This is a genomic window from uncultured Brevundimonas sp. (genome assembly GCF_947305955.1).
In the GTDB taxonomy this organism is placed as follows: domain Bacteria; phylum Pseudomonadota; class Alphaproteobacteria; order Caulobacterales; family Caulobacteraceae; genus Brevundimonas.
In genome coordinates this window covers 1-20,171 of the sequence record NZ_CAMZFB010000051.1, presented here as the reverse complement: position 1 = coordinate 20,171, position 20,171 = coordinate 1, and the positions used below count along the sequence as shown (strand labels likewise).

Sequence of the window (20,171 nt, the reverse complement as noted above, 5' to 3'; positions counted from 1 at the left end):
ATCTCGACCTCGCGATAGGCGATCCCTACCGAGCTTTGGACCGGCCCGCGACGCCACGCCACACCGATGGCGGCATCACCGAGGGTATGGCCGACATCCTGACTGAGACCCTCGCGGTGAAGGGCACCGTCCGTGCCACGGGTCAGGTTGTAGCCCACGGCTCTGCGCGAACCGGAAGCAAAGATGTACCAGCGCGGCTTGTCGCCAAAGGCTTCGTCGCCATCGGGGGCCATGTCCTCGATCCCGCGTCCCAGTTTAAGGGTCGCTCCAGCCATGGCGGTGGTGCCGCCGCGTCCGAAGCCCAGTCCGGCGCGCGGAGTCAGCGAGACTTCGATCCCCGAAGGCGTCGTCTCGTTGAAGGCTTCCCAGTCCTGATGCCATTCCACATGGGTGGTGGGATTGCGGGTGTCGGGCCGCGACAGGGCCAGTGGGCTGTCCAGCACGGAGACGGTGCGGACGGTCCATGTCTCGTCGCCATGGACGACGCTGCGGGTGGTGATGTCGGCGTTGGGCTGGCCAAAACGCTGGGCGGCGGTGTCGCTCGCGACCGTCCAGTCCATGGTCTGGGCGAAGGATACAACAGGCGAGGCGCAGACCATGGCAGCCAACAGGACAGAGCGCTGCAGCGTATGTGACTGCTGACGTCTTCTGTCCCTTCCCATCGTTCCCGTCCCATCTGATCTTGGGTCAATTAACGCCCATGTCAGACGAACGACGCCGCCCGAGGGGAAGTTCCCGGGCGGCGTCATAATGTCCCTAGATGCCGTGTGGCCTTACTGGCAGGCCAGGCACTCGTCGTAGTCGGTGCGGGCGGCAGAGAAGAGGTCCGGTTGGTTCGGATCGATCTCTTGCTCTTCCTTGGTGTCGGCACCGGCGAAGGCGGCGCGCTGAACCGACTTGGAGCGCAGGTAGTAGAGCGACTTCACGCCGCGTTCCCACGCCGACCAGTGCAGCATGTGCAGGTCCCACTTGTTCACATCGCCCGGCACGAACAGGTTCAGCGACTGGGCCTGACAGATTTCCGGCGCGCGGTCGGCGGCCAGTTCGATCAGCCAGCGCTGGTCCAGTTCGAAGGCGGTCTTGTAGATGCCCTTCTCGTCGTCCGAGAGGAAGTCGAGGTGCTGGACCGAGCCTTCGTGCTCGAGGATCGAGCTCCAGACGGCGTCGGTGTTCTTGCCCTTCTCCTCGAGCAGGCGCTCGAGATAGGGGTTCTTGACCGCGAACGAGCCCGACAGGGTCTTGTGGGTATAGATGTTGGCCGGGATCGGCTCGATACCTGCCGAGGTGCCGCCGCAGATGATCGAGATCGACGCGGTCGGGGCAATCGCCATCTTGTGCGAGAAACGCTCCATCACACCGCGCTCGGCCGCGTCGGGGCAGGGGCCCTTTTCCTCGGCAAGGGTGCGGCTGGCCTTGTCGGCCTCGCGACGCAGGTGTTTGAACAGTCGCATGTTCCACGACTTTGCCATGGCGGATTCAAACGCCACGCCCTGCGACTGCAGGAAGGAGTGGAAGCCCATCAGGCCCAGACCCACCGAACGCTCGCGCATGGCCGAATAGACGGCTTGCGACATCGACGACGGGGCGCGGTCGATAAAGTCCTGCAGGACGTTGTCGAGGAAGCGCATCAGGTCCTCGACGAAGCGCGGCTCTTCGCGCCATTCGAGGAAGGTCTCGGCATTGACCGACGACAGGCAGCACACGGCGGTGCGTTCCTTGCCCAGGTGGTCCTTGCCGGTGGCCAGCATGATTTCGGCGCACAGGTTCGACTGCTTGACCGACAGGCCCAGCTCGCGCTGGTGCTGGGCCAGCTGGCGGTTCACCGTGTCCGAGAAGATCAGGTACGGCTCGCCCGTCTGCATGCGGATCTCGAGGATCTTGGTCCACAGCGAGCGGGCATCGACGGTCTTGCGGACCTCGTTGTTCTTGGGCGAGCGCAGGTCGAAGCTCTTGCCGTCGCGGACGGCCTCCATGAACTCGTCAGTGATCGAAATGCCGTGGTGCAGGTTCAGGGACTTGCGGTTGAAGTCGCCCGACGGTTTGCGGATTTCGAGGAATTCTTCGATTTCGGGGTGGTGGATGTCCAGATAGACAGCCGCCGAGCCGCGACGCAGCGAGCCTTGGGAAATGGCCAGCGTCAGCGAGTCCATCACGCGGATGAAGGGGATGATGCCCGAGGTCTGGCCTGCGCCCTTGACCTGTTCGCCGATGGAGCGGACGCCGCCCCAATAGGTGCCGATGCCGCCGCCGTTGGAGGCCAGCTGGACGTTTTCGTTCCAGACGTTCTGGATGCCGTCCAGACTGTCGTTCACCGCGTTCAGGAAGCAGGAGATCGGCAGGCCGCGATCCGCACCGCCGTTCGACAGGACCGGCGTGGCAGGCATGAACCACAGTTTGGACATATAGTCGTACACGCGCTGGGCGTGTTCGGCGTCGTCGGCGAAGGCCGTGGCGACGCGGGCGAACATGTCTTGATAGCTTTCGCCCGGCAGGAGGTATCGATCCTCGAGCGTCTTCTTGCCGAAATCTGTCAACAGGTCGTCACGGGAACGGTCTAGCTTGAGGCTACCCGGTACCACTTCCAACCTCGGCTTATATGCCTTTAATCCCGTTGAAACTTCGGACAAATCCGTCGTCTTGAGAGCTTCGCCGCCTGCCATCGCTACAACCCGTCAACTTTGTGGATAACGCCAGATGTTGTGGGGACAACACCATTTACACCTAAATCTTGGGTTAATCGGCGCTCGGGTTCAAATTCTTTAATTTCAATTTGAGCGAATTTTTCGCTTGCCACCGACAGCGCTTGATCTGCTCCGGTAATGGCCCGATCCTATGCCACGGTTTTGTCGCAATTTATTCAGAATCGACCCGTCGCGGGACGGAACGCTTCGTATCAAGGAGCCGTTGTTCGCCACATGACCGCCCACCCAATCGCCTTCACGGCCCGCGTCCTGCGCACGGCACGCAACGAAATCGGAATCGTCACGCCCCTGTTGGTGGGGGCGATAGGACTGGCGGTCTTTGCGGCCATTGCCGACGGAGTGGCCGAGGGCGATCGGCAGACCTTTGACTGGACAATATTGCGCTGGCTGCGGCCCGATGCGGCTGATCCCGGAAGGCTGATCGGGCCATGGTGGCTGCAGGAGGCGGCCATCGATATCACCTCTTTGGGCGGTATTTCGGTGCTGGTCGTGTTCGCGCTGATCTTCAGCTTCTTCCTGTGGGTCAGTCGAAAGCGGCTGTCGGCCCTGTTGCTGGTGGTGGCACTGGCGGGCGGGGTGGCGCTGTCCGAAGGGCTCAAGACCTTGTTCGATCGCCCACGGCCGCCCGTTGAATATCAGGCGGTGGAAACCCTTAACGCCAGCTTCCCCTCGGGGCATGCGCTTCTGGCGACGGTCTTTTACCTGACCATCGGGGTTATGGTGGCCCGCGCCTTTCCGCGTAACCGGATGAAGACCTATGTGGTGGCGTGGTCGGTGGTGCTGGTGCTGCTGATCGGGATCACGCGCATCTATCTGGGGGCACACTGGGCCACCGATGTGCTGGGCGGTTGGGGCATCGGTGCCTTCTGGGCCATGCTTTTGTGGTTCGTGGCCTATCTGCTGGAACGGCGCCAGCGCGTGCATATGTCGCGCCTTCAGGACGAGCCTTAACGGCCCTGCCTCGACCAAGGTCTAGAGGCTGATAGCCGAAATCGGGGTTAGCCATTTCACAGACTATGGATTTGCGGCCCGCGTCGGCGGCCCGCGCAGAGCAAGGTTAGTGATGAGCGATTTCAAGGCCCTGTATGCGGAACGACTGATGGCTGCTGACCAAGCGGCCGCAACCATTGCCGACGGCAGCAAGCTGGCCATGGGGCTTGGCTTGTCCCAGCCGCCGGCGCTGATGCGGGCGTTGGCCGACCGTGCGCTGGCGGGCGATATCGCCGATGTGAACCTCTATTACATGCTGGGTTTCCAGAATGCGGGCGAGAGCATCCTGCAATATGAGGTGACCGAGCGCATCCGCCCCTACAGCCTGTTCCACGGCGGTATCGAGCGCGCACTGGACAAGCGCGGACTGGCCGAGGGTCGTCAGGGCGTCTGGTATATCCCGACCTCCTTCCAGCAGGTGCCGAGCGTTCTGGTCGATCAGGTCAAGGTCGATACCCTGATCACGACCGTCTCGCCGATGGACGAGGACGGCTATCTGTCGTTTGGCCTGAACCCCGACTATGCGATGGCGGTGGCCCGCTCGGGCGCGCGTCTGGTGCTGGAGGTCAACGAGAACTTCCCGCGCGTCGGCGGCGACAACCGCATCCACATCTCTCAGGTCGCGGCGGTAGTGGAAAACACCGTCCCCCTGATCGAGGTCGGCAAGGCGGCCCTGACCTCAAACGATGAAAAGATCGGTGCCATCATCGCCGATATGATCGAAGATGGTGCCACCTTGCAGATGGGCATTGGTGCCCTGCCTGACGCTGTCTGCGCCGCCCTGTTCAATCACAAGGATCTGGGCATCCATACCGAGCTGATGACGCCGGGCCTGATCGAGCTGATGAAGGCGGGCGTGATCAACAACAGCCGCAAGAACATCCATAAGGGCAAGGCCGTGTTCGCTTTTGCCATGGGCAGCCACGACGACTATGCCTTCATCAACGAAAACCCTGACTTCGAGGGCTATGGCGTTGATTATATCAATAATCCGGCGGTCATCGCCCAGAACGACAAGGTGGTCTCGGTCAATGCCACGCTTCAGGTCGACCTGTTTGGCGCGGCCTGCTCCGAATATCTGAACGGTCGCCAGTTCACCGCCGCCGGAGGCCAGCTGGACTTTGTGCGCGGCGCGGGCATGTCCAAGGGCGGCAAGTCGATCATCGCCTGCCACTCGACCGCGGCCAAGGGCAAGGTCTCGCGCATTGTGTCCAAGCTGGATGGTCCGGTGACTACGCCGCGCAATGATGTTCAATGGGTCGTGACCGAGCATGGTGCCGTCAACCTGCGCGGCCTGACCGACAGCGAGCGCGCCCGTGCCCTGATCGGCATCGCCGATCCGTCCTTCCGCGAAAGCCTTGAGGCCGACGCCAAGGCGCTGGGGCTCATCTAGGCAGACCCACCCCCGCTAAAGACCAAGCCCGCTGTGTCCTTGGATGCAGCGGGCTTTTTTGTCCCCAGCACGCCCCACAGTTGTCTGGTCTAAAATCCCTATATCTAGTGGGTGATTGAAATTTGATCGCAAAATAGCCGCCAAGCGCGCTTGCGAAACAGGGGCGGTTAGCCGCATGGTAGGGACAACGAATCCCACCCTACAGTTCCTTGTCAGGACCACGCGATGAATGCCCATTCCTCGATCATCCAGCCCGGCACGGCCGGTCTGCTGACCCCGTCGGCCGCCTACAAGCCCTTCCGCTATCCGTGGGCCTTCGACATGTGGAAGAAGCAGCAGCAGGTCCACTGGATGCCCGAGGAAGTGCCGCTGGGCGAGGACGTCAAGGACTGGGCGGCCAAGCTGGATGACAACGAGCGCAACCTGCTGACCCAGATCTTCCGCTTCTTCACCCAAGCGGACATCGAGGTTCAGGACAACTACATGGAACGCTACGGTCGCGTGTTCAAACCGACCGAGGTGAAGATGATGCTGGCGGCCTTCGCCAACATGGAAACCATCCACATCGCGGCCTATGCCCTGCTGCTCGAAACCATCGGCATGCCCGAGAGCGAGTTCGGTGCCTTCATGGAATACGAGGCCATGAAGGACAAGCACGACTACATGGGCCAGTTCGGGGTGGAAACCGATGCCGACATCTGCCGCACCCTGGCGATGTTTGGTGGCTTCTCCGAAGGGCTGCAGCTGTTCGCGTCGTTTGCGATGCTGATGAACTTCCCGCGCCAGAACAAGATGAAGGGCATGGGCCAGATCGTGTCTTGGTCGGTGCGCGACGAAAGCCTGCACTGCGAAGGCATCATCAAGCTGTACCACGCTTTCAACAAGGAAACCGGTGCCGTCACCAAGGCCGTGGCCGACGACATCGTCGACAACTGCAAGACGGTGGTCGACATGGAAGACAAATTCATCGACCTCGCCTTCGAGCTGGGTCCGGTGAACGGCATGACGCCGGACGACATCAAGCAGTACATCCGCTTCATCGCCGACTGGCGTCTGCGCCAGCTGCAACTGCCGGAAGTGTACGGCGTGAAGGAAAATCCGCTGCCGTGGCTGCAGGCCCTGCTGTCGGGTGTCGAGCACGCCAACTTCTTCGAAGCGCGCGCGACCGAATATTCCAAGGCTGCGACCCAAGGCTCGTGGCACGGTGCCGACGGCGTGTGGGACAGCTTCGATGCGCTGATGAAGAAGCGCAAGGAACAGCCCGCCGATCACGGCTGATCGGGCAGACAGATGAAAAAGAAAGGGCGCGGGAGTTCATCCCGCGCCCTTTTCGTTTGCCAATAGACTGCGACTTATTCGGGGGCGCAGCGGGCGCGGTTGCCAGCCACGCAGGCTTCCCAGTCGGCACGGGCGCGGGCATGGGCGGCCAGTTGGGCTTCATAGCGTTCCTGCGCCTCGCGGTCCTCGCGGGCGATGCGGGCCGTTTCGGCATCCACGCGGGCCAGTTCGGTTTCATACTCGGCGCGCGCCTTGTCGTATTTGGCCTGATTGGCGCGGTCTTCCATCTCGGCCAGATCGTTCTGCTCGAGAATCTCGGCGTTCAGGGCGCGGGTAACGCGTTGTTCCGCGGGCGACTGGCGCTCGGTATCGCGCAGGGCCTCGGCCACCGGATCGGCAGACTTCTGGCTTTGGGCCATGCCGCTGACGGGCAGGCCAAGGGTGACGGCGGTAGCGAGGATAACAGCAGTTCTAAACATGGGCGTTGGCTCCTGTTGGAGTTGGGGTTTCCTCAAGACGACTGGTCGTCTCCGCGCGTGGCAGTGTCAGTTCGAATATGGCCCCTTCCGGGCCGGATTCAATAAGGCGAAGCTCGCCCCCATGGTTGGCGGCCAGTTCGCGAGAGATGGTCAGGCCAAGTCCCGTGCCGTCGGATTTGGACCCGCTGACAAAGGCGTCAAACAGGCGGTCGGCCAGCCGCACGGGGATGCCCGGACCATTATCGGCAATGCGGATGATGGACAGGCCGTCCTCTTCGCAGGCGGACACGGCAATCTGGCCCTCGCGAGCATTGCCGGACGCTTCGATGGCTTGACGGGCATTACGCATCAGATTGACGAAGATGCGGTGCAGTTGGTCAGGGTCCGCCGTGACGACAAAGCGCGACGGCAGGTCGGTCACCAGCCGCACGCCATCGTCGGACAGCCCCGCATCCTCGGCGGCGGCAGCCACAGCGCGGGCCAGTAACAGGCGGTGGCGCTCGGGCGCGGGTTCTTCGGACTTGCCGTATTCCAGCACATTGCGCGCCAGCCCTGCGGCACGGCCCAGCGCCCTTTCCAGACGGGGCAGGGCCTTGGCTACCAGCGGGTCAGACGAGGACGACAGACGCTCGGACGCCATTTGGGCCGAGGTCAGCATATTGCGCAGGTCGTGGTTGATCTTGGCCACGGCCTCGCCCAGCGCCACCAGACGGGCGCGCGAACGCAGCGACTGGCGCACCTCTTCCTGCATCGAGGCCAGTTCGCGCTCGACGCGACCGATCTCGTCATGGCGGTCCGACGGCGGCTCGGGGATGCTTTCGGGGTCGGCGGCGAACCGTTCGATCGAGCGCGTCACGCGCTGGAGTGGCTGCAGCACAAGGAACGACAGGCCCAGCCACAGTAGGCCACCGGCCACCAGTGCAATGATCAGCGACACGATCAGATTGCTGATGATGAAGCTGTGAAGTTCGATCTTCAGAGGTTGGGCGGGGGCGAGGATCTCGATCAGATCGCCGGAACGGTAACGCGGCGTGGCCTGCACCCGCAGGCTGCGGTCAGGGTGGCCGAACAGGGTCCGCCACGGATCGAGCAGTTTGGAGCCGATGCTGCGGTTACGTAGATCGATCAGATCGGGCGTGCGCGGCAGGTTGGGTGCCTGCAGCAGTAGACGCCGCACGCCTTGCTCGCCCACGACGACGGATTGCACACCGCCGATGGTCAGCAGCTGCTCGGCGGTGGTGTCCTCGACCGCCGAGTAGGGCAGGGCCTCCACCCCCACAGACGCCAGTTCCGCCGCCTGCAGGCGGTCGCGCAGCCAGCGCTCCTGGAAGGATGCGGCGCTGGGGACAAGGATCATTCCGGCGACCAGCAGCGTAAACGCCACCGTCAGCAGCAGCAGCCGTGCGGTCAGTCCGTCGGGCCCGTGCGGGCGCAGGCGCTCCTCCGTCGCCTTGGCGAAGGGGATACGCAGTTTGGAGAGCGGATTGAGGGGCGGCGTCGTCACGTCACAATCAATATCAGTTCCCGGCGCTTTCGTCCGCATCGGCATTCCCATAACGCGAACGAAGCAGCTTTAGTCCCAGCGGCAATATGACCGACAGGAAGGCGACACCGGTCAGGGGCCACACAAACTCCCGCGCCAGAGAGGCCACATTCGGATTCTGACCGCTGGCCAAAACCTCGCTCAGCCCGCTGCCGATCCAGCAATAGATGATATGCGCGGGCAGAAGGCCGATGAAGGTGGCAATCATATAGGGGCGCAAGGGCGCGGCCATGATGCCTGCGGCCACATTGATCATGTGGAAGGGCACAGAAACGATCAGGCGGGCCGTCAGGACGTAGGAGAAGGTATTGCGCTCCACCCCATCGCAAATCTTCTTCAACAGGCCCTGATCACGCTCTGCGCGGCGTCTGAGGCCATCACCGAGGGCGGTGCGCCCTGCATAATAGACGGCCAGCGCCCCGACCGTGGCGGCAAAGGCCGTCGCCACCCCGCCGACCCACGGCCCGAACAGATAGCCTGCGGTCAGGGTGATAAAGACCACGCCCGGCACCACACTGGCCGTCAGAATGGCGAAAAGGGCCATCAGGCCGAGCAGAACGAGGATATAGTGGCGCTCGACCCAGCCGGTCAGAAGCGCTCCGTGTTCGCGCAAGGTCTCGAACGACAGATAGCGGTTCCAGCCCATTGCAAAGACAAGCGTGGCGCTGGCGACGATCAGGATCAGGGGGATGAACTGTCTCAGCCTTGCCAAAAATGGCCTCCATATACCGTCGCTATGAAAAACTTGGGTGATTCCAGCGCTTGAGTGCCGTTCAAATGGCCTGAAGCCGTTGACTCCCGCACAGGGGAGATTTATACGCCCGCCTCTCTTCCGCGGTAGATGATCGTGTCTGCCGTCTAACCCTATTACCCAGGAGCCGACCGTGAAGCGGACCTATCAGCCGTCGCGTATCGTGCGCAAGCGCCGTCACGGCTTCCGCGCGCGCATGGCAACCAAGAACGGTCAAAAGATCGTTGCGCGCCGCCGCGCCAAGGGCCGTAAGCGCCTGACGGCCTGACGTCACGCGCCCATCAACCCTATATGGGAGGGCGCATGACCGATCCGATGAAAATCGATCGCCTATTGCGGCGGCCCCAGTTTCTGGCGGCCGCCAAAGGCGTTTCTCAAGCGAGGGGCGCCGTGGTCATACAACAACTGGACCGCGCCGATGGCAGTGATGCTATCCGCGTCGGATTTACCGCGACCCGCAAGATCGGCGGGGCGGTGGTCCGCAACCGTGCCAAACGCCGGCTACGCGAGGCGGCACGGGCGCTTTTGCCCGTCTATGGGCGGGCCGGTTGCGACTATGTGCTGATCGCGCGCATGGGCACGGCCGAGCGTGACTGGGACCGATTGCTTGACGACGTGAAATCGGCCCTTACAAGGCTGACCAAGACGAGTGCTGATATGGCTGCCGTAAACGGCGGATCATCAGACACCCCCAATAACGATCAACCGCGCCGCTCCGGCCAGGACCGCTGATCCCGATGCAGAACGAAAATTCGCGTAACACAATCATCTTCTTCGTGTGCGCGGCCCTGATCATGGGCGTGTATTATTTCACTGTCATGCGCCCGCAGGCCGAGCAGCAGCGTGCCGCGCGCATTGCCGCCGCCGAGCTGAAGCAGGACGCTGACGTTGTTCAGTCGTCTGACGCGCCCAGCGCCGTGTCCGTGACCAAGGACCGCGCCACGGCTCTCGCCGAGGCCACGCGCATTCCGATTGAGAGCGGCACCGTCAAGGGCTCGCTGTCGCTGCTGGGCAGCCGCATCGATGACCTGTACCTGACCCAGTACCGCCAGAAGCTGGGCGAGGCCGCTCCGGTCGAGCTGTTCAGCCCGCAGGGCACCGAGCACGCCTATTTTGCCCAGTTCGGCTGGCGCGGCGCCAATGTCGCCGGCGGCGTGCCGGGCCCGAACACGGTCTGGACCCTGTCCAAGGGCGAAAAGCTGACCCCGACCACGCCGGTCGAGCTGGTGTGGGACAATGGCAATGGCCTGCGTTTCACCCGCCTGATCTCGGTCGATGACCAATATCTGTTCACGGTGAAGGACACGGTTGCCAACCTCGGCACCCAGGAAATCACCATCGCCCCCTATTCGCGCGTCGAGCGTCAGGGCGTTCCGGCTGATCTGGGCAAGCAGATGATCCTGCACGAAGGTGCCATCGGCACCTTCGGCGAGGGCAAGTCCTACAAGACCGAGCAGATCAAGTACAAAGACTGGGCCAAGAAAACCAAGGTCGAGGAAGACTCGACCGGCGGCTGGATGGGCATCACCGACAAATACTGGCTGGCGGCTCTGATCCCGGCCCAGGACGAGAAGGTGCAAGCCCGCTTCACCGTCCGTCCGGTCGGCGATATCAATATCCACGAAGCCAATATGCTGGGCGCGGCGCACACCATCGCGCCGGGCAAGCAGATCACCGAAACCCAGCAGCTGTTCGCGGGCGTGAAGCGCAACGAGGTGCTCAAGCACTATGAAGAGCAGCTGAACCTGCCGCGCTTCGTCTATGCGATCGACTGGGGCATCTTCTGGTTCCTGACCCGTCCGATCTTCCAGGTTCTGGAGTTCTTCTTCGGCCTGCTGGGCAATTTCGGTCTGGCCATTCTGGCCCTGACCGTGGTCGTCAAGCTGGTCCTCTTCCCGCTGGCCAACAAGTCGTACGCTTCGATGTCGAAGATGCGCATGCTCCAGCCCAAGATGGAGGAGATCAAGAAGAAGCACGGCAAGGACCCGCAGAAGCAGCAGCAGGAAATGATGGCGCTGTACCAGCGCGAGAAGATCAATCCGCTGGCCGGCTGTCTGCCGATCCTCGTCCAGATCCCTGTCTTCTTCGCCCTGTACAAGGTGCTGTTCGTCACCATCGAAATGCGCCACGCGCCTTTCTTCGGCTGGATCAAGGACCTGTCGGCAAAGGACCCGACCACTATCTGGAACCTGTTCGGCGCCATTCCGTATGACCCGTCGGCCGTTCCGCTGCTGGGCGGCATTCTGGGCGGCCCGCTGCACCTCGGCGTCCTGCCGCTGGTCTATGGTCTGACCATGTGGCTTCAGATGTCGATGAACCCGCCGGCGCAAGATCCGGTCCAGCGCCAGATCTTCTCGCTCATGCCGATCATGTTCACCTTCATCATGGCGCCGTTCGCGGCCGGCCTGCTGATCTACTGGGCATGGAACAACGTGCTGTCGATCCTGCAGCAGTACGTCATCATGCACAAATACAAGGCCGAGAACCCGATCGACACGTTCTTCGCCCGTTTCAAAAAGGGCTGATCGACCGTGATGGATGAACCCAAGACTGGCGAATATTCAGCCGAAGAGATCGAGGCCGCGCGCGTCCTGTTTTCGCGCCCGGCCACCTTCATGCTCGGCTGCGCCAAGAGCGAGCAACTGCCTGAACCCGATCTGCCCGAGATCGCGTTCGCCGGTCGCTCGAACGTGGGCAAGTCCAGCCTGATCAACGGGCTTGTGGGCATGCACAAGCTGGCCCGCGCCTCGAACGAGCCGGGCCGTACCCGCGAGGTGAACTTCTTCAACCTCGATGACCGTATGCGTCTGGTTGACCTTCCCGGCTACGGCTGGGCCAAGGCGTCCAAGACCGAGGTTAAACGCTTCCAGGACCTCGGCCGTGACTATCTGCGCGGTCGGGTGACCCTGAAGCGCGTCTATCTGCTGATCGACAGCCGTCACGGGCTGAAGAAGGTCGATGACGAGGCGCTTGATGCGCTTGATCTGGCGGCGGTGTCCTATCAGATCGTCCTGACCAAGGCTGACAAGCTGAAGAAGGGCGAGGCCGAGAAGGTTCAGGCCGCAACCCTGAAGGCCATTTCCAAGCGCCCCGCGGCCTATCCGTACGTGGCGGTGACCTCGTCCGAAAAGGGGCTGGGTCTGCCGGAACTGCGCGCCGAAATTATGCGCACCACGGGCGTGACGCTCGACTGATCCAGTCGTTCGGCCCCTTTTTCGGGTCTGCAACGCCCTATGATCCAATGACAACGCCATCTGCGCTGAAAGGTGCAGATGGCGTTTTTATGCCGAGGATCGTGAGTGGGTATCGTGCAGCATCCGGCGGGGTCGCATGGCCGTGAACAAGCTTTGCTTTAATAATCGTGAGTTCGACTTCGCAGCGGCTTGTTTGCGCTGCAATATGATATTCGCTTGCCACTACGTTTACTGACAAAGTACTTAATATAATGTGGTAAAAATTAGACTATTATTATGCTCAAGGTCGAACTATTTTCTGCATAACGAGTTGATCGCCTATCTATTCAAGAGAGGGGAAAATCCCATGAAGAAACTCGTTGTCCTGGGCGCTATTTCGTTCGCTGCCCTGTCGGTCGCTGCCTGTAACCCGAAAGCCGAAGACGGCAAGGCCGCTGATGGTGCTGCTCCGGCTGCTGGCGCTGCGGCTGAGCTGGAAGGTCCGAAGCCGGGCCTGTGGCGCGTGACGACCGCTATGGAAGGTGTCCCGGGCGGCGCATCGGTCCCGCCGCAGGAAGTGTGCATCACCGAGGCCAAGTTCGAAGCCCCGTCGTCGGTTCAGGCCGCTGGTGCTGACTGCACCACCACCCCGCTGACCAAACAGGGCGATGCCCGCGTTTCGACCGCGACCTGCAACCTGCCGAACAATATGAAGTCGGAATCGACCGTGAAGGTCTCGGGCGATTTCGCGAGCCGGTACACCACCGAAGTCGTGACCAAGATAAATCCGGCTCCGGCACCGGGCATGGGCGAAACCAAGATCACCATGACCGCCGAGCGCATCGGCGACTGCCCGGCGGCCTGATTAAAATCTAGACCGATGTAAAAGAGGTCGTTCTGCGGTATGGCGCATCCCCGATGCGCACCCATATCGAGGGAATGACCTCTTTTTCTGTGCTCGATCTCGCTCCCGTCCCTGAAGGTTCCACTGTAGGGCAGGCCCTGCGGAACACGATCGATCTGGCGACCCACGCCGATCGGCTGGGCTACAACCGCTATTGGCTGGCCGAGCACCACAATATGCCGGGTATCGCCAGCGCCGCGACTTCTGTCGTGATCGGCGCGGTGGCCGGGGCGACCCAGCGCATCCGTGTGGGGGCAGGGGGCGTCATGCTGCCCAACCACGCGCCCTTGGTCATCGCAGAGCAGTTCGGCACCCTGTCGGCCCTCTATCCCGACCGGATCGATCTGGGGCTGGGACGTGCGCCGGGTACCGACCAACTGACTGCCCGCGCCCTGCGCCGCACCCTTCAGGGCGATGTGGACGAGTTTCCGCAAGACGTCATGGAACTGATGCGCTGGTTCCAGCCGGTCGAGGAGGGGCAGCGGATCGCGGCCTATCCCGGCGAGGGGCAGCCGGTGAAGGTCTGGATTCTGGGATCGTCCACCTATGGTGCGCAACTGGCCGCCCATCTGGGCCTGCCCTATGCCTTTGCCAGCCATTTTGCGCCGGGGGAGTTGATGCGGGCGATCGACATCTATCGCCGCACCTTCCGTCCGTCGGCCGCCTTGGACCGCCCCTATGTCATGGTCGGCTATAACGCCTTTGTCGCACCGACCGATGAAGAGGCGCGGACCCTGTTCACCTCGGTCCAACAGGCCTTCGTGAACCTGCGACTGAACAAGCCGGGCAAGCTGCCCGCACCGCAGGAAGGCTATTACGAGCGGCTGGACGGCACGGCCAAGGCCGTCGTGGACAGTGCCTTGTCGTGCGCGGCTGTCGGCTCGGTCGAGCGCGTCTCGGACACCGTTGCGGCCTTTGTTGAAAAGACAGGGGCGGACGAACTGATCGTGACCAGCCAAATCTGGGACCACCAATCCCGTGTCAGATCGCTGGAGCTGTTCGCCAAGGCCGTTGGCCTGACGGCCTAGGCCTCGTCATCCTCGACGGCGACAAAGACGAGTGGCTGATAGTCGGGAGCCGGTTCCAGACCGGCTGCCGACATGGCCTGTAGCAGCAGGCCCGAGGCGGTCCCCAGATCGACGGCGTCGGCCAGATCCTGGGGTGTCACCGGCTCCTTGCCTTCGATGCGCTGGCGCACGCGGTCGCAGGCCTGAAGCAGGGTTGAGGCGCGTCGCACCTCGGGGATGTCGCTGTGCTTGCCTAGCGCAGCGCGGTCGGCAAATCGCCAGCCCGCGCCTTCGGGAGCCTCGAGATAAAGCTTCCACTTTTCTTCGGGGGTCAGGCCCTCGGGGAGCGTCTCCCAATCCTCGCCTGGACCGCCCTTATGCCGGTAGTTGCCCGCAGCGGTCGGCAGGCCGTGCTGGCGATAGACGTCCAGACAGGCCTGTTCGACCGTGATGATCTGTTGTGGCAGGCCGTCCGGCCAGGACAGCACCTCTGTCTCTGGCTCGACCGCAGCGGGGGCATTGGAGGCCAGCCCCAGTGCTTTCCGCATGCGGTCGACAATGGCCATTAGTCGTTGATCGAAGCGCTGGTTACCGACACGTCGTACACAACACGGGTCAGGCTCTGGACGACTTCGAAGAATTTACGCGCTTCGGCGGCACCTGCGCGCGGCGCATAGATGATGTCGTCCGGCTCGATCTGGAAATTGCTGGCGATGAAGAAGCCCTGACCCTCATTGAGGTTCAGGCGATAGACCACCGGCACGCCGCGCGGCGTCACGGGCTGGGTCAGGCCGAGAGCCTGAGCGACTTCAGGACGCTCGAAACGGAAAACCAGAACCGAGCTGGCATTGGCCTGACTGGTATCCAGACCGCCGACACCGCTGAGGGCTTCGGTCAGGGTCAGCGGACCGGGCGGCAGTTCGCTGCGGGCCACGGCGTTGAACGCGCCGAACGAGGAGAAACGGCGCGGACGATAGGTCAGGTTGATCTGGTCACCGCGTTGCAGACGGATGTTCTCGTCGAACTTGGTGGTCACGACCGACATCGGGGCCGAATAGGTACGGCCATCGCGCATGATTACGACATCGATGTCATACGGCGAGCGCGACGAACCACCGGCAGCAGCGATAATGTCGAGCAGGCGGTCGTGGTTGGCGTTCAGGGCCTGACGGCCCGGTTGGCGTACATCGCCCAGAATGGTGACCGAGTTGGAGGCCGAGGTCATCGACACGACAACTTGCGGATTGGCGACCTTGCCTGCCAGCGCGCGACGGATCGCTGCCGAAGCCTGACCGGGGGTGAGGCCTTGGACGTTGACGGGACCGGAATAGGGGATGGCGACGGCACCGTTGCGGTCCACGGTCAGCGGCGGCAGGGCAGAGCCGCCCTCGCTGTTGGTGAACAGGCCTGCGCCTGCCGTAAACACAGTGACGTTCAGCGTATCACCGATGCCGATGATGTCTGTCGGTTCCGAGCTGTCAGCCAGTGCCAGTCCGGCAAAGGTACGCGGCGGTGCCAGTCGCAGACGCTCGCTGAGTTCAAAGCTGAGATCGACCAGCGCATAGCTGCGCGTAGCGTCAGCGGTCGATGCGCCTTCGATGACGCGAGCGCCGGTCGGCCCATCGCGCGGCAAGGTCTGGCAACCTGCGAGGAGGGCCATGATCATCAGGCTTGCGGCAGTTCTTGTCATCTTAGGCTCTGTCCAATTTCTCTAGACTTAACCCGCTTGGCGCTGTGTTGCCAATGGGTCGAGTATCCGCTGTTCCACGGTCGAGAAATGCTGTGCCCAGCTAGGGGCGGAATATTGGGGGATAACGGGTTTCGTTCGGGTGTATTCTTCGATGGCCGCAACCCATGACGGACCATCGACCGGATGGATAAGTCTAGCATGGCCGACCAGTTCCCTATGAGGGGGGATGTCGGAGGCAATAAGCGGCACGCCCAGCGCGCTGGCCTCGACGGCAGGAAGGTCAAAACCTTCGACGCTGGAGGGGGCCAGAACGGCCTGCGCGCCCAACATCAGGCGCGACAGGGTGGCATCGGACATGCCCTCGACCTGATGGACCAGTCCGCGCAGCGGCAGGCTGCGATGCAGCATGGCCAGAACCGTCTCGTTCTCCCAGCCATAACGGCCGATCAGAACAAGCGCAGGCGCGGCATCGCCATGCTTCTCCGCCAGCTCGCGCCAGACCGTCAGCAGGAAGCCGAGGTTCTTGCGGCCTTCAATGGTGCCGATATGCACGAAATAGGGGCGCTTGGCCGATACGGGCTCGACCGTGCGAAGATGGCTTTCCAGCCCGAGGTGCGCCACATCGACCGGCGGGCAGGGCAGGTTCTGCTCACGCGCAAAGCGGACCAGTTCATCGGCCGTGTACTGGCTGTTGGCGATGATATGGCTGCCTAGGGTCAGGGCATGACGCATCCGCTGCTCGTGCTTGGCGTCGTCGCCGGGGCGGCAATACTCTGGGTGCGTCAGCGGGATCAGGTCGTGCACCAAAAGGATGCGGGGGATGCCCGCTTCCTTCAGCGCTTGCAGGAGGCCGGGTTCGTTCAGTCCCGTATGGCCGACATTGATATAGGCCATAGCCGGGGGAGGAGCGCTTCGTCGCGCACGGAAGAACTGGCGTGCGGCACGTTTGGGCTTGGGGCCCTCAGCTTCCGAAGGCAGGGGGGCGTGGATCGACCTTTCAGGACGCAGTCCCTTTTCGAGTATCTCGATCAACTGCGTATCGATTGGTCGGGCCCCAGCCTCGCCCAAGCCGTTCCACCGCGCCCGCAGGTCGGCAATGCGGGCGCGAAACCACGCATTATTGACGACTGCAAACTGGTCCTTACGGCTGCGAACCGGCACCATGCGATAGCGTGGGTGGGCAATCAGCCATTCCGCATAGGCCAGGCATACGCGGTCGATGCCGGTCGGCGTCGAGCGTTCGGTCCGGCTCAACAAACGGCTGGCATCAAAAAGGACGACGGGTTCCATCAGGAGACGTAGCCGGCCTGCATCAGTTCGGCGATGTGGATGACCGCGACAGGACGGCCGTCCTCGACCACAAACAGATTGCTGATCTTGTTCGAGGTGAGCAGGTCAACGACATCGCGCATGCGCTGGTCGGGCTCAACTGTAATAGGGGTGCGGCTCATGATATCCTGAGCCTTGATGGTATTGATATCGAGCGTGAAGGCGCGGCGCACGTCACCGTCGGTGATCATGCCTGCCAATGAACCGTCCTCGTTGAGGACAGCCACAGTGCCCTTGCGGCCCGCGGTGATGCCCGAGACGACATCCGAGAAGCTGGCGTCCAGCGGGACGGAGGTCGGCTTGGCGGCATGGTCCGCCATCCATTCGCGCACGCTCTGCAAACTCATGCCCAGTGCGCCGCCCGGATGGTGCAGACCAAAGTCTTCACGCGTGAAACCGCGCTGCTCCATCAGCACCATGGCCAGCGCATCGCCAAGGGCGAGGGTCATCAGGGTCGAGGTGGTCGGGGCCAGACCCTCGGGGCAGGCTTCGGCGACCTTGGGCATTGTGATGACCACTTCGGCATAACGACCAAGGAAGCTGCCGGGGCGTTGGGTGATGGCGATGACGGGGATGTTGTTCCGCTTACAGTAGACTAGCGGGTCATGCAGTTCGCGGCTCTCGCCCGAATTGGAGATGGCCAGCACCGTAACGTCCGGTCGCAGCATCCCCAGATCGCCGTGGCTCATTTCAGCCGGGTGCACAAAAAAGGCATTGGTGCCGGTCGAGGCCAAGGTGGCGGCGATCTTGCCGCCGATATGGCCGGACTTGCCCATGCCGGTGACCACAACATAGCCCGGTCGCGACAGGATGATCGAACTGGCGCGGGCAATGGAGTTGTCAAGCGAGCGATCGAGGGCTTCCAGCGCCTCGATGTTCAACTGAATGACAGTGCGCGCACGTTCTGTCATGGCGCTGATATCGTCGGGTGTAGGGGCCCCGAAGGTTTGGGTCATCAGTCGTTCCAGTGACGATGCTTAGCAGATGGTCCGTGATTACCGTCTTTCGTCATGGGCGCACAACGCCGTGATGACGTTTTTGACATATCACCTGATTGAAAGGGGGCCATCGGTAAGGCCCCCGTCGTGGATCAGGACTGTTTTGCGGCTTGGGCTTTAGACATTTCCAGCAGGCCCTGCGCCGCGCCCATCTCGGGTACAATCTCGCCTTCACGGTTAGAGATGGCGTCAAAACGCTGGGCGACCTGCTCGGCAGCATCCTCCCCAATTATAAAGTCTCCCGGGGTCAGGGTGATGTAGGCGCGCTCGAAACCACCGGCACCTGCGGCCAGAATACAGCGTGTCGGCGCGTCGCGGCTGACCAGATGAAGAAGGCCCGGAGAGACCAGGGCGGGCGCCAGATCCTCAAGAGGCAGTCCGAGATCTTCGGTCATGCGGGTGTGGGCCGTGGGGGCAAGGCAGTTGACGCGGATATCGTTTTTGGCTCCCTCAATCGAAAGAGTCTGCATCAAGCCGACCAGCGCCATCTTGGCCGCGCCATAGTTCGACTGGCCGAAATTGCCGTAGAGACCGGACGAGGATGTCGTCATGGCGATGCGGCCATAGTTCTGGGCGCGCATGATGTCCCAAACGGCCTTGGTACAGTTGACGGCCCCCATCAGGTGGACGTCCACCACCAGTTTGAAGTCCGCCAAGTCCATCTTGGCAAAGCTCTTGTCGCGAAGGATGCCCGCATTATTCACCAGGATGTCGATGCGACCCCAGCGTTCCATGGTTTCGGCAACCATTTGCTGCACGGCGTCATAATCCGTCACCGAGGCCGCATTGGCGATGGCCTCGCCGCCTGCTGTAACGATTTCGGCGACGACGGATTCTGCGGCGCTCAGGGAACTGCCCGAGCCGTCACGGGCACCGCCCAGATCATTGACGACGACCTTGGCACCGCGTGCAGCCAGTGCCAGCGCATGCTCCCGCCCCAGCCCGCCGCCTGCGCCTGTAACGATGGCAACCTGTCCCTGGAAATCTTGCGTCACTGGACGTTCCCCTAATATCTATCTGTGTGCAGGCCACATTGACCTGTTTGCCACGACGCGAAAAGTGTTGGATTGGCGCCACACTCGCCACATTCAGTGTGCAGCTGCGGAACCGCACCTGCTCCATGTCGTTCGGTTGCTGAGTGCTTTGCGGTCACGCGAAGACATCGGACTCATAATTTTTAAGTGAGAGAGGACACCATGAAGCTGAAACTTCTTGCCAGTGTCGCCGCTGCTGGGCTGTTTGCGGCTGGTGCCGCTTCGGCCGAGCCGGATGGCTGGTACGGCGCTATCGACGCCGGTTATCACATGATGGACGAGATCAACGCTGAATCGTCCACCAACGGCCACAACTGGAATTGGGAAGTGAACGATGGCTGGGCGGCGTTTGCCCGTCTCGGTTACCGTTTCAACCCGAACTGGCGTATGGAACTCGAAGGCGGCTACCGTTCGGGTGACATCGGCCGCGTTCGTGCCGTCACCGGCAACCAAGGCCTGTGCAACCTGACCCCGGCTACCGGCCCGTGCCACTCGCCGGAAGGTGACATCACCTCGGCAACCCTGATGGCCAACGTCATTTATGACTTTGGCAACCCGGAGTGGACCGTTCGTCCGTTCGTGGGTCTGGGTGCTGGTGTGAACCGCGTGAACGTCGACACCGTCGGTCGTCTGCGCGCTGACGGCACGGCCTTTGCTGCTGACGATTCGTCGACCAAGTTTGCTGCTCAAGCAATCGCTGGTCTGGCCTGGGCCGTTTCTGACCGCGCCAACATCGACCTGACCTACCGTTACCTGACCGGCGACGCACGTTGGGACTCGGTGGTTCCGGCTGCTTCGACTGCAAAGTTCGGTGAGTGGAACGGTGACTACGACCAATCGCACACCGTGACCCTGGGTCTGCGTTACGCCTTCGGCGCTGCTGATGCTCCGCCGCCGCCG

20 protein-coding genes are annotated in these 20,171 nt (G+C 62.3%); 10 read left to right on the top strand and 10 right to left on the bottom strand.

Translation table 11 applies throughout. The features are described 5' to 3' along the window. Both Q0Y42_RS12010 and Q0Y42_RS12005 read right to left on the bottom strand, forming a co-directional pair. Positions 1-599, bottom strand: a 599-nt coding sequence (locus Q0Y42_RS12010) for a lipid A-modifier LpxR family protein (RefSeq protein WP_297804070.1), incomplete at its 3' end; no start/stop codon positions are given. A gap of 174 nt (positions 600-773) precedes the next feature. Then, positions 774-2,660: a ribonucleoside-diphosphate reductase subunit alpha gene (locus tag Q0Y42_RS12005; protein ID WP_297804068.1), complete on the bottom strand. Its 1,887-nt coding sequence runs from the start codon at positions 2,658-2,660 to the stop codon at positions 774-776. 255 nt (positions 2,661-2,915) lie between these two features. On the opposite strand from Q0Y42_RS12005, the gene Q0Y42_RS12000 reads away from it, so the two are divergent. The 3 genes from Q0Y42_RS12000 (at position 2,916) to Q0Y42_RS11990 (ending at position 6,363) form a co-directional block, all read left to right on the top strand. Further along, positions 2,916-3,653, top strand: a complete 738-nt coding sequence (locus Q0Y42_RS12000) for a phosphatase PAP2 family protein (RefSeq protein WP_297804066.1) — start codon at positions 2,916-2,918, stop codon at positions 3,651-3,653. Positions 3,654-3,765: 112 nt separating this feature from the next. After that, positions 3,766-5,085 carry an acetyl-CoA hydrolase/transferase C-terminal domain-containing protein gene (locus tag Q0Y42_RS11995; RefSeq protein ID WP_297804063.1) on the top strand — a complete coding sequence of 440 codons (1,320 nt, stop codon included), beginning with the start codon at positions 3,766-3,768 and terminating at the stop codon, positions 5,083-5,085. A 225-nt stretch (positions 5,086-5,310) separates the two neighbouring features. Further along, positions 5,311-6,363, top strand: coding sequence for a ribonucleotide-diphosphate reductase subunit beta (locus Q0Y42_RS11990; RefSeq protein ID WP_297804059.1), 1,053 nt, complete (start codon positions 5,311-5,313; stop codon positions 6,361-6,363). Between the two features lie 74 nt (positions 6,364-6,437). Here the strand turns inward: Q0Y42_RS11990 and Q0Y42_RS11985 are convergent, their stop codons facing one another. From Q0Y42_RS11985 to Q0Y42_RS11975, 3 genes are read right to left on the bottom strand one after another with little or no spacing between them, the layout of a single operon-like run. Next, complete coding sequence (locus Q0Y42_RS11985; protein WP_297804057.1) at positions 6,438-6,842, bottom strand: cell wall hydrolase; 405 nt, start codon at positions 6,840-6,842, stop codon at positions 6,438-6,440. Next, positions 6,835-8,346: a HAMP domain-containing sensor histidine kinase gene (locus Q0Y42_RS11980; protein WP_297804055.1), complete on the bottom strand. Its 1,512-nt coding sequence runs from the start codon at positions 8,344-8,346 to the stop codon at positions 6,835-6,837. Before Q0Y42_RS11980 ends, Q0Y42_RS11985 begins: the two co-directional genes overlap by 8 nt. A gap of 13 nt (positions 8,347-8,359) precedes the next feature. After that, positions 8,360-9,097, bottom strand: a complete 738-nt coding sequence (locus Q0Y42_RS11975) for a TVP38/TMEM64 family protein (RefSeq protein ID WP_297804053.1) — start codon at positions 9,095-9,097, stop codon at positions 8,360-8,362. Positions 9,098-9,269: 172 nt separating this feature from the next. Between Q0Y42_RS11975 and rpmH the strand changes: the two genes are divergently transcribed. The 6 genes from rpmH (at position 9,270) to Q0Y42_RS11945 (ending at position 14,241) form a co-directional block, all read left to right on the top strand. Then, positions 9,270-9,404, top strand: coding sequence for a 50S ribosomal protein L34 (gene rpmH / locus Q0Y42_RS11970; protein WP_297804051.1), 135 nt, complete (start codon positions 9,270-9,272; stop codon positions 9,402-9,404). Positions 9,405-9,439: 35 nt separating this feature from the next. Then, the gene (rnpA, locus tag Q0Y42_RS11965; RefSeq protein WP_297804049.1) at positions 9,440-9,868 is read left to right on the top strand and encodes a ribonuclease P protein component; all 429 of its coding nucleotides are present in this window, start codon (positions 9,440-9,442) and stop codon (positions 9,866-9,868) included. 5 nt (positions 9,869-9,873) lie between these two features. Then, positions 9,874-11,661: a membrane protein insertase YidC gene (yidC, locus tag Q0Y42_RS11960; protein WP_297804047.1), complete on the top strand. Its 1,788-nt coding sequence runs from the start codon at positions 9,874-9,876 to the stop codon at positions 11,659-11,661. Positions 11,662-11,670: 9 nt separating this feature from the next. After that, positions 11,671-12,330, top strand: coding sequence for a ribosome biogenesis GTP-binding protein YihA/YsxC (yihA, locus tag Q0Y42_RS11955; RefSeq protein WP_297804044.1), 660 nt, complete (start codon positions 11,671-11,673; stop codon positions 12,328-12,330). 346 nt (positions 12,331-12,676) lie between these two features. After that, on the top strand, positions 12,677-13,174 hold the full coding sequence (locus tag Q0Y42_RS11950) for a DUF3617 family protein (protein WP_297804042.1): 498 nt from the start codon (positions 12,677-12,679) through the stop codon (positions 13,172-13,174). Positions 13,175-13,248: 74 nt separating this feature from the next. Beyond that, positions 13,249-14,241: an LLM class flavin-dependent oxidoreductase gene (locus Q0Y42_RS11945; RefSeq protein WP_297804040.1), complete on the top strand. Its 993-nt coding sequence runs from the start codon at positions 13,249-13,251 to the stop codon at positions 14,239-14,241. On the opposite strand, the gene Q0Y42_RS11940 is transcribed toward Q0Y42_RS11945, so the two are convergent. The 5 genes from Q0Y42_RS11940 to Q0Y42_RS11920 form a co-directional block, all read right to left on the bottom strand. Beyond that, a complete protein-coding gene (locus tag Q0Y42_RS11940) occupies positions 14,238-14,786 on the bottom strand; it encodes a hypothetical protein (protein ID WP_297804038.1) in 549 nt (182 codons plus the stop codon). The genes Q0Y42_RS11945 and Q0Y42_RS11940 overlap by 4 nt on opposite strands. Then, positions 14,786-15,910 (bottom strand): polysaccharide biosynthesis/export family protein, encoded by a 1,125-nt coding sequence (locus tag Q0Y42_RS11935; RefSeq protein WP_297804036.1) that lies wholly within the window; start codon positions 15,908-15,910, stop codon positions 14,786-14,788. Before Q0Y42_RS11935 ends, Q0Y42_RS11940 begins: the two co-directional genes overlap by 1 nt. 27 nt (positions 15,911-15,937) lie before the next feature. Continuing rightward, positions 15,938-17,200 (bottom strand): glycosyltransferase family 1 protein, encoded by a 1,263-nt coding sequence (locus Q0Y42_RS11930; protein ID WP_297804034.1) that lies wholly within the window; start codon positions 17,198-17,200, stop codon positions 15,938-15,940. Then, positions 17,200-18,195 (bottom strand): KpsF/GutQ family sugar-phosphate isomerase, encoded by a 996-nt coding sequence (locus Q0Y42_RS11925; RefSeq protein ID WP_297804032.1) that lies wholly within the window; start codon positions 18,193-18,195, stop codon positions 17,200-17,202. Before Q0Y42_RS11925 ends, Q0Y42_RS11930 begins: the two co-directional genes overlap by 1 nt. A 134-nt stretch (positions 18,196-18,329) precedes the next feature. Next, the gene (locus tag Q0Y42_RS11920; protein WP_297804030.1) at positions 18,330-19,232 is read right to left on the bottom strand and encodes an SDR family NAD(P)-dependent oxidoreductase; all 903 of its coding nucleotides are present in this window, start codon (positions 19,230-19,232) and stop codon (positions 18,330-18,332) included. Between the two features lie 201 nt (positions 19,233-19,433). Here Q0Y42_RS11920 and Q0Y42_RS11915 point away from each other — a divergent pair. Continuing rightward, positions 19,434-20,171 (top strand): outer membrane beta-barrel protein (locus Q0Y42_RS11915; RefSeq protein WP_297804027.1); only part of this gene is annotated, 738 nt, incomplete at its 3' end.

Excerpts from the sequence above, each read along its gene's own strand:
- Q0Y42_RS12005 (WP_297804068.1), bottom strand. The coding sequence starts at position 2,660 with ATGGCAGGCGGCGAAGCTCTCAAGACGACGGATTTGTCCGAAGTTTCA.
- Q0Y42_RS12000 (WP_297804066.1), top strand. The coding sequence starts at position 2,916 with ATGACCGCCCACCCAATCGCCTTCACGGCCCGCGTCCTGCGCACGGCA.
- Q0Y42_RS11995 (WP_297804063.1), top strand. The coding sequence starts at position 3,766 with ATGAGCGATTTCAAGGCCCTGTATGCGGAACGACTGATGGCTGCTGAC.
- Q0Y42_RS11990 (WP_297804059.1), top strand. The coding sequence starts at position 5,311 with ATGAATGCCCATTCCTCGATCATCCAGCCCGGCACGGCCGGTCTGCTG.
- Q0Y42_RS11985 (WP_297804057.1), bottom strand. The coding sequence starts at position 6,842 with ATGTTTAGAACTGCTGTTATCCTCGCTACCGCCGTCACCCTTGGCCTG.
- rnpA (WP_297804049.1), top strand. The coding sequence starts at position 9,440 with ATGACCGATCCGATGAAAATCGATCGCCTATTGCGGCGGCCCCAGTTT.
- yidC (WP_297804047.1), top strand. The coding sequence starts at position 9,874 with ATGCAGAACGAAAATTCGCGTAACACAATCATCTTCTTCGTGTGCGCG.
- yihA (WP_297804044.1), top strand. The coding sequence starts at position 11,671 with ATGGATGAACCCAAGACTGGCGAATATTCAGCCGAAGAGATCGAGGCC.
- Q0Y42_RS11950 (WP_297804042.1), top strand. The coding sequence starts at position 12,677 with ATGAAGAAACTCGTTGTCCTGGGCGCTATTTCGTTCGCTGCCCTGTCG.
- Q0Y42_RS11945 (WP_297804040.1), top strand. The coding sequence starts at position 13,249 with ATGACCTCTTTTTCTGTGCTCGATCTCGCTCCCGTCCCTGAAGGTTCC.
- Q0Y42_RS11940 (WP_297804038.1), bottom strand. The coding sequence starts at position 14,786 with ATGGCCATTGTCGACCGCATGCGGAAAGCACTGGGGCTGGCCTCCAAT.
- Q0Y42_RS11935 (WP_297804036.1), bottom strand. The coding sequence starts at position 15,910 with ATGACAAGAACTGCCGCAAGCCTGATGATCATGGCCCTCCTCGCAGGT.
- Q0Y42_RS11930 (WP_297804034.1), bottom strand. The coding sequence starts at position 17,200 with ATGGAACCCGTCGTCCTTTTTGATGCCAGCCGTTTGTTGAGCCGGACC.
- Q0Y42_RS11925 (WP_297804032.1), bottom strand. The coding sequence starts at position 18,195 with ATGACCCAAACCTTCGGGGCCCCTACACCCGACGATATCAGCGCCATG.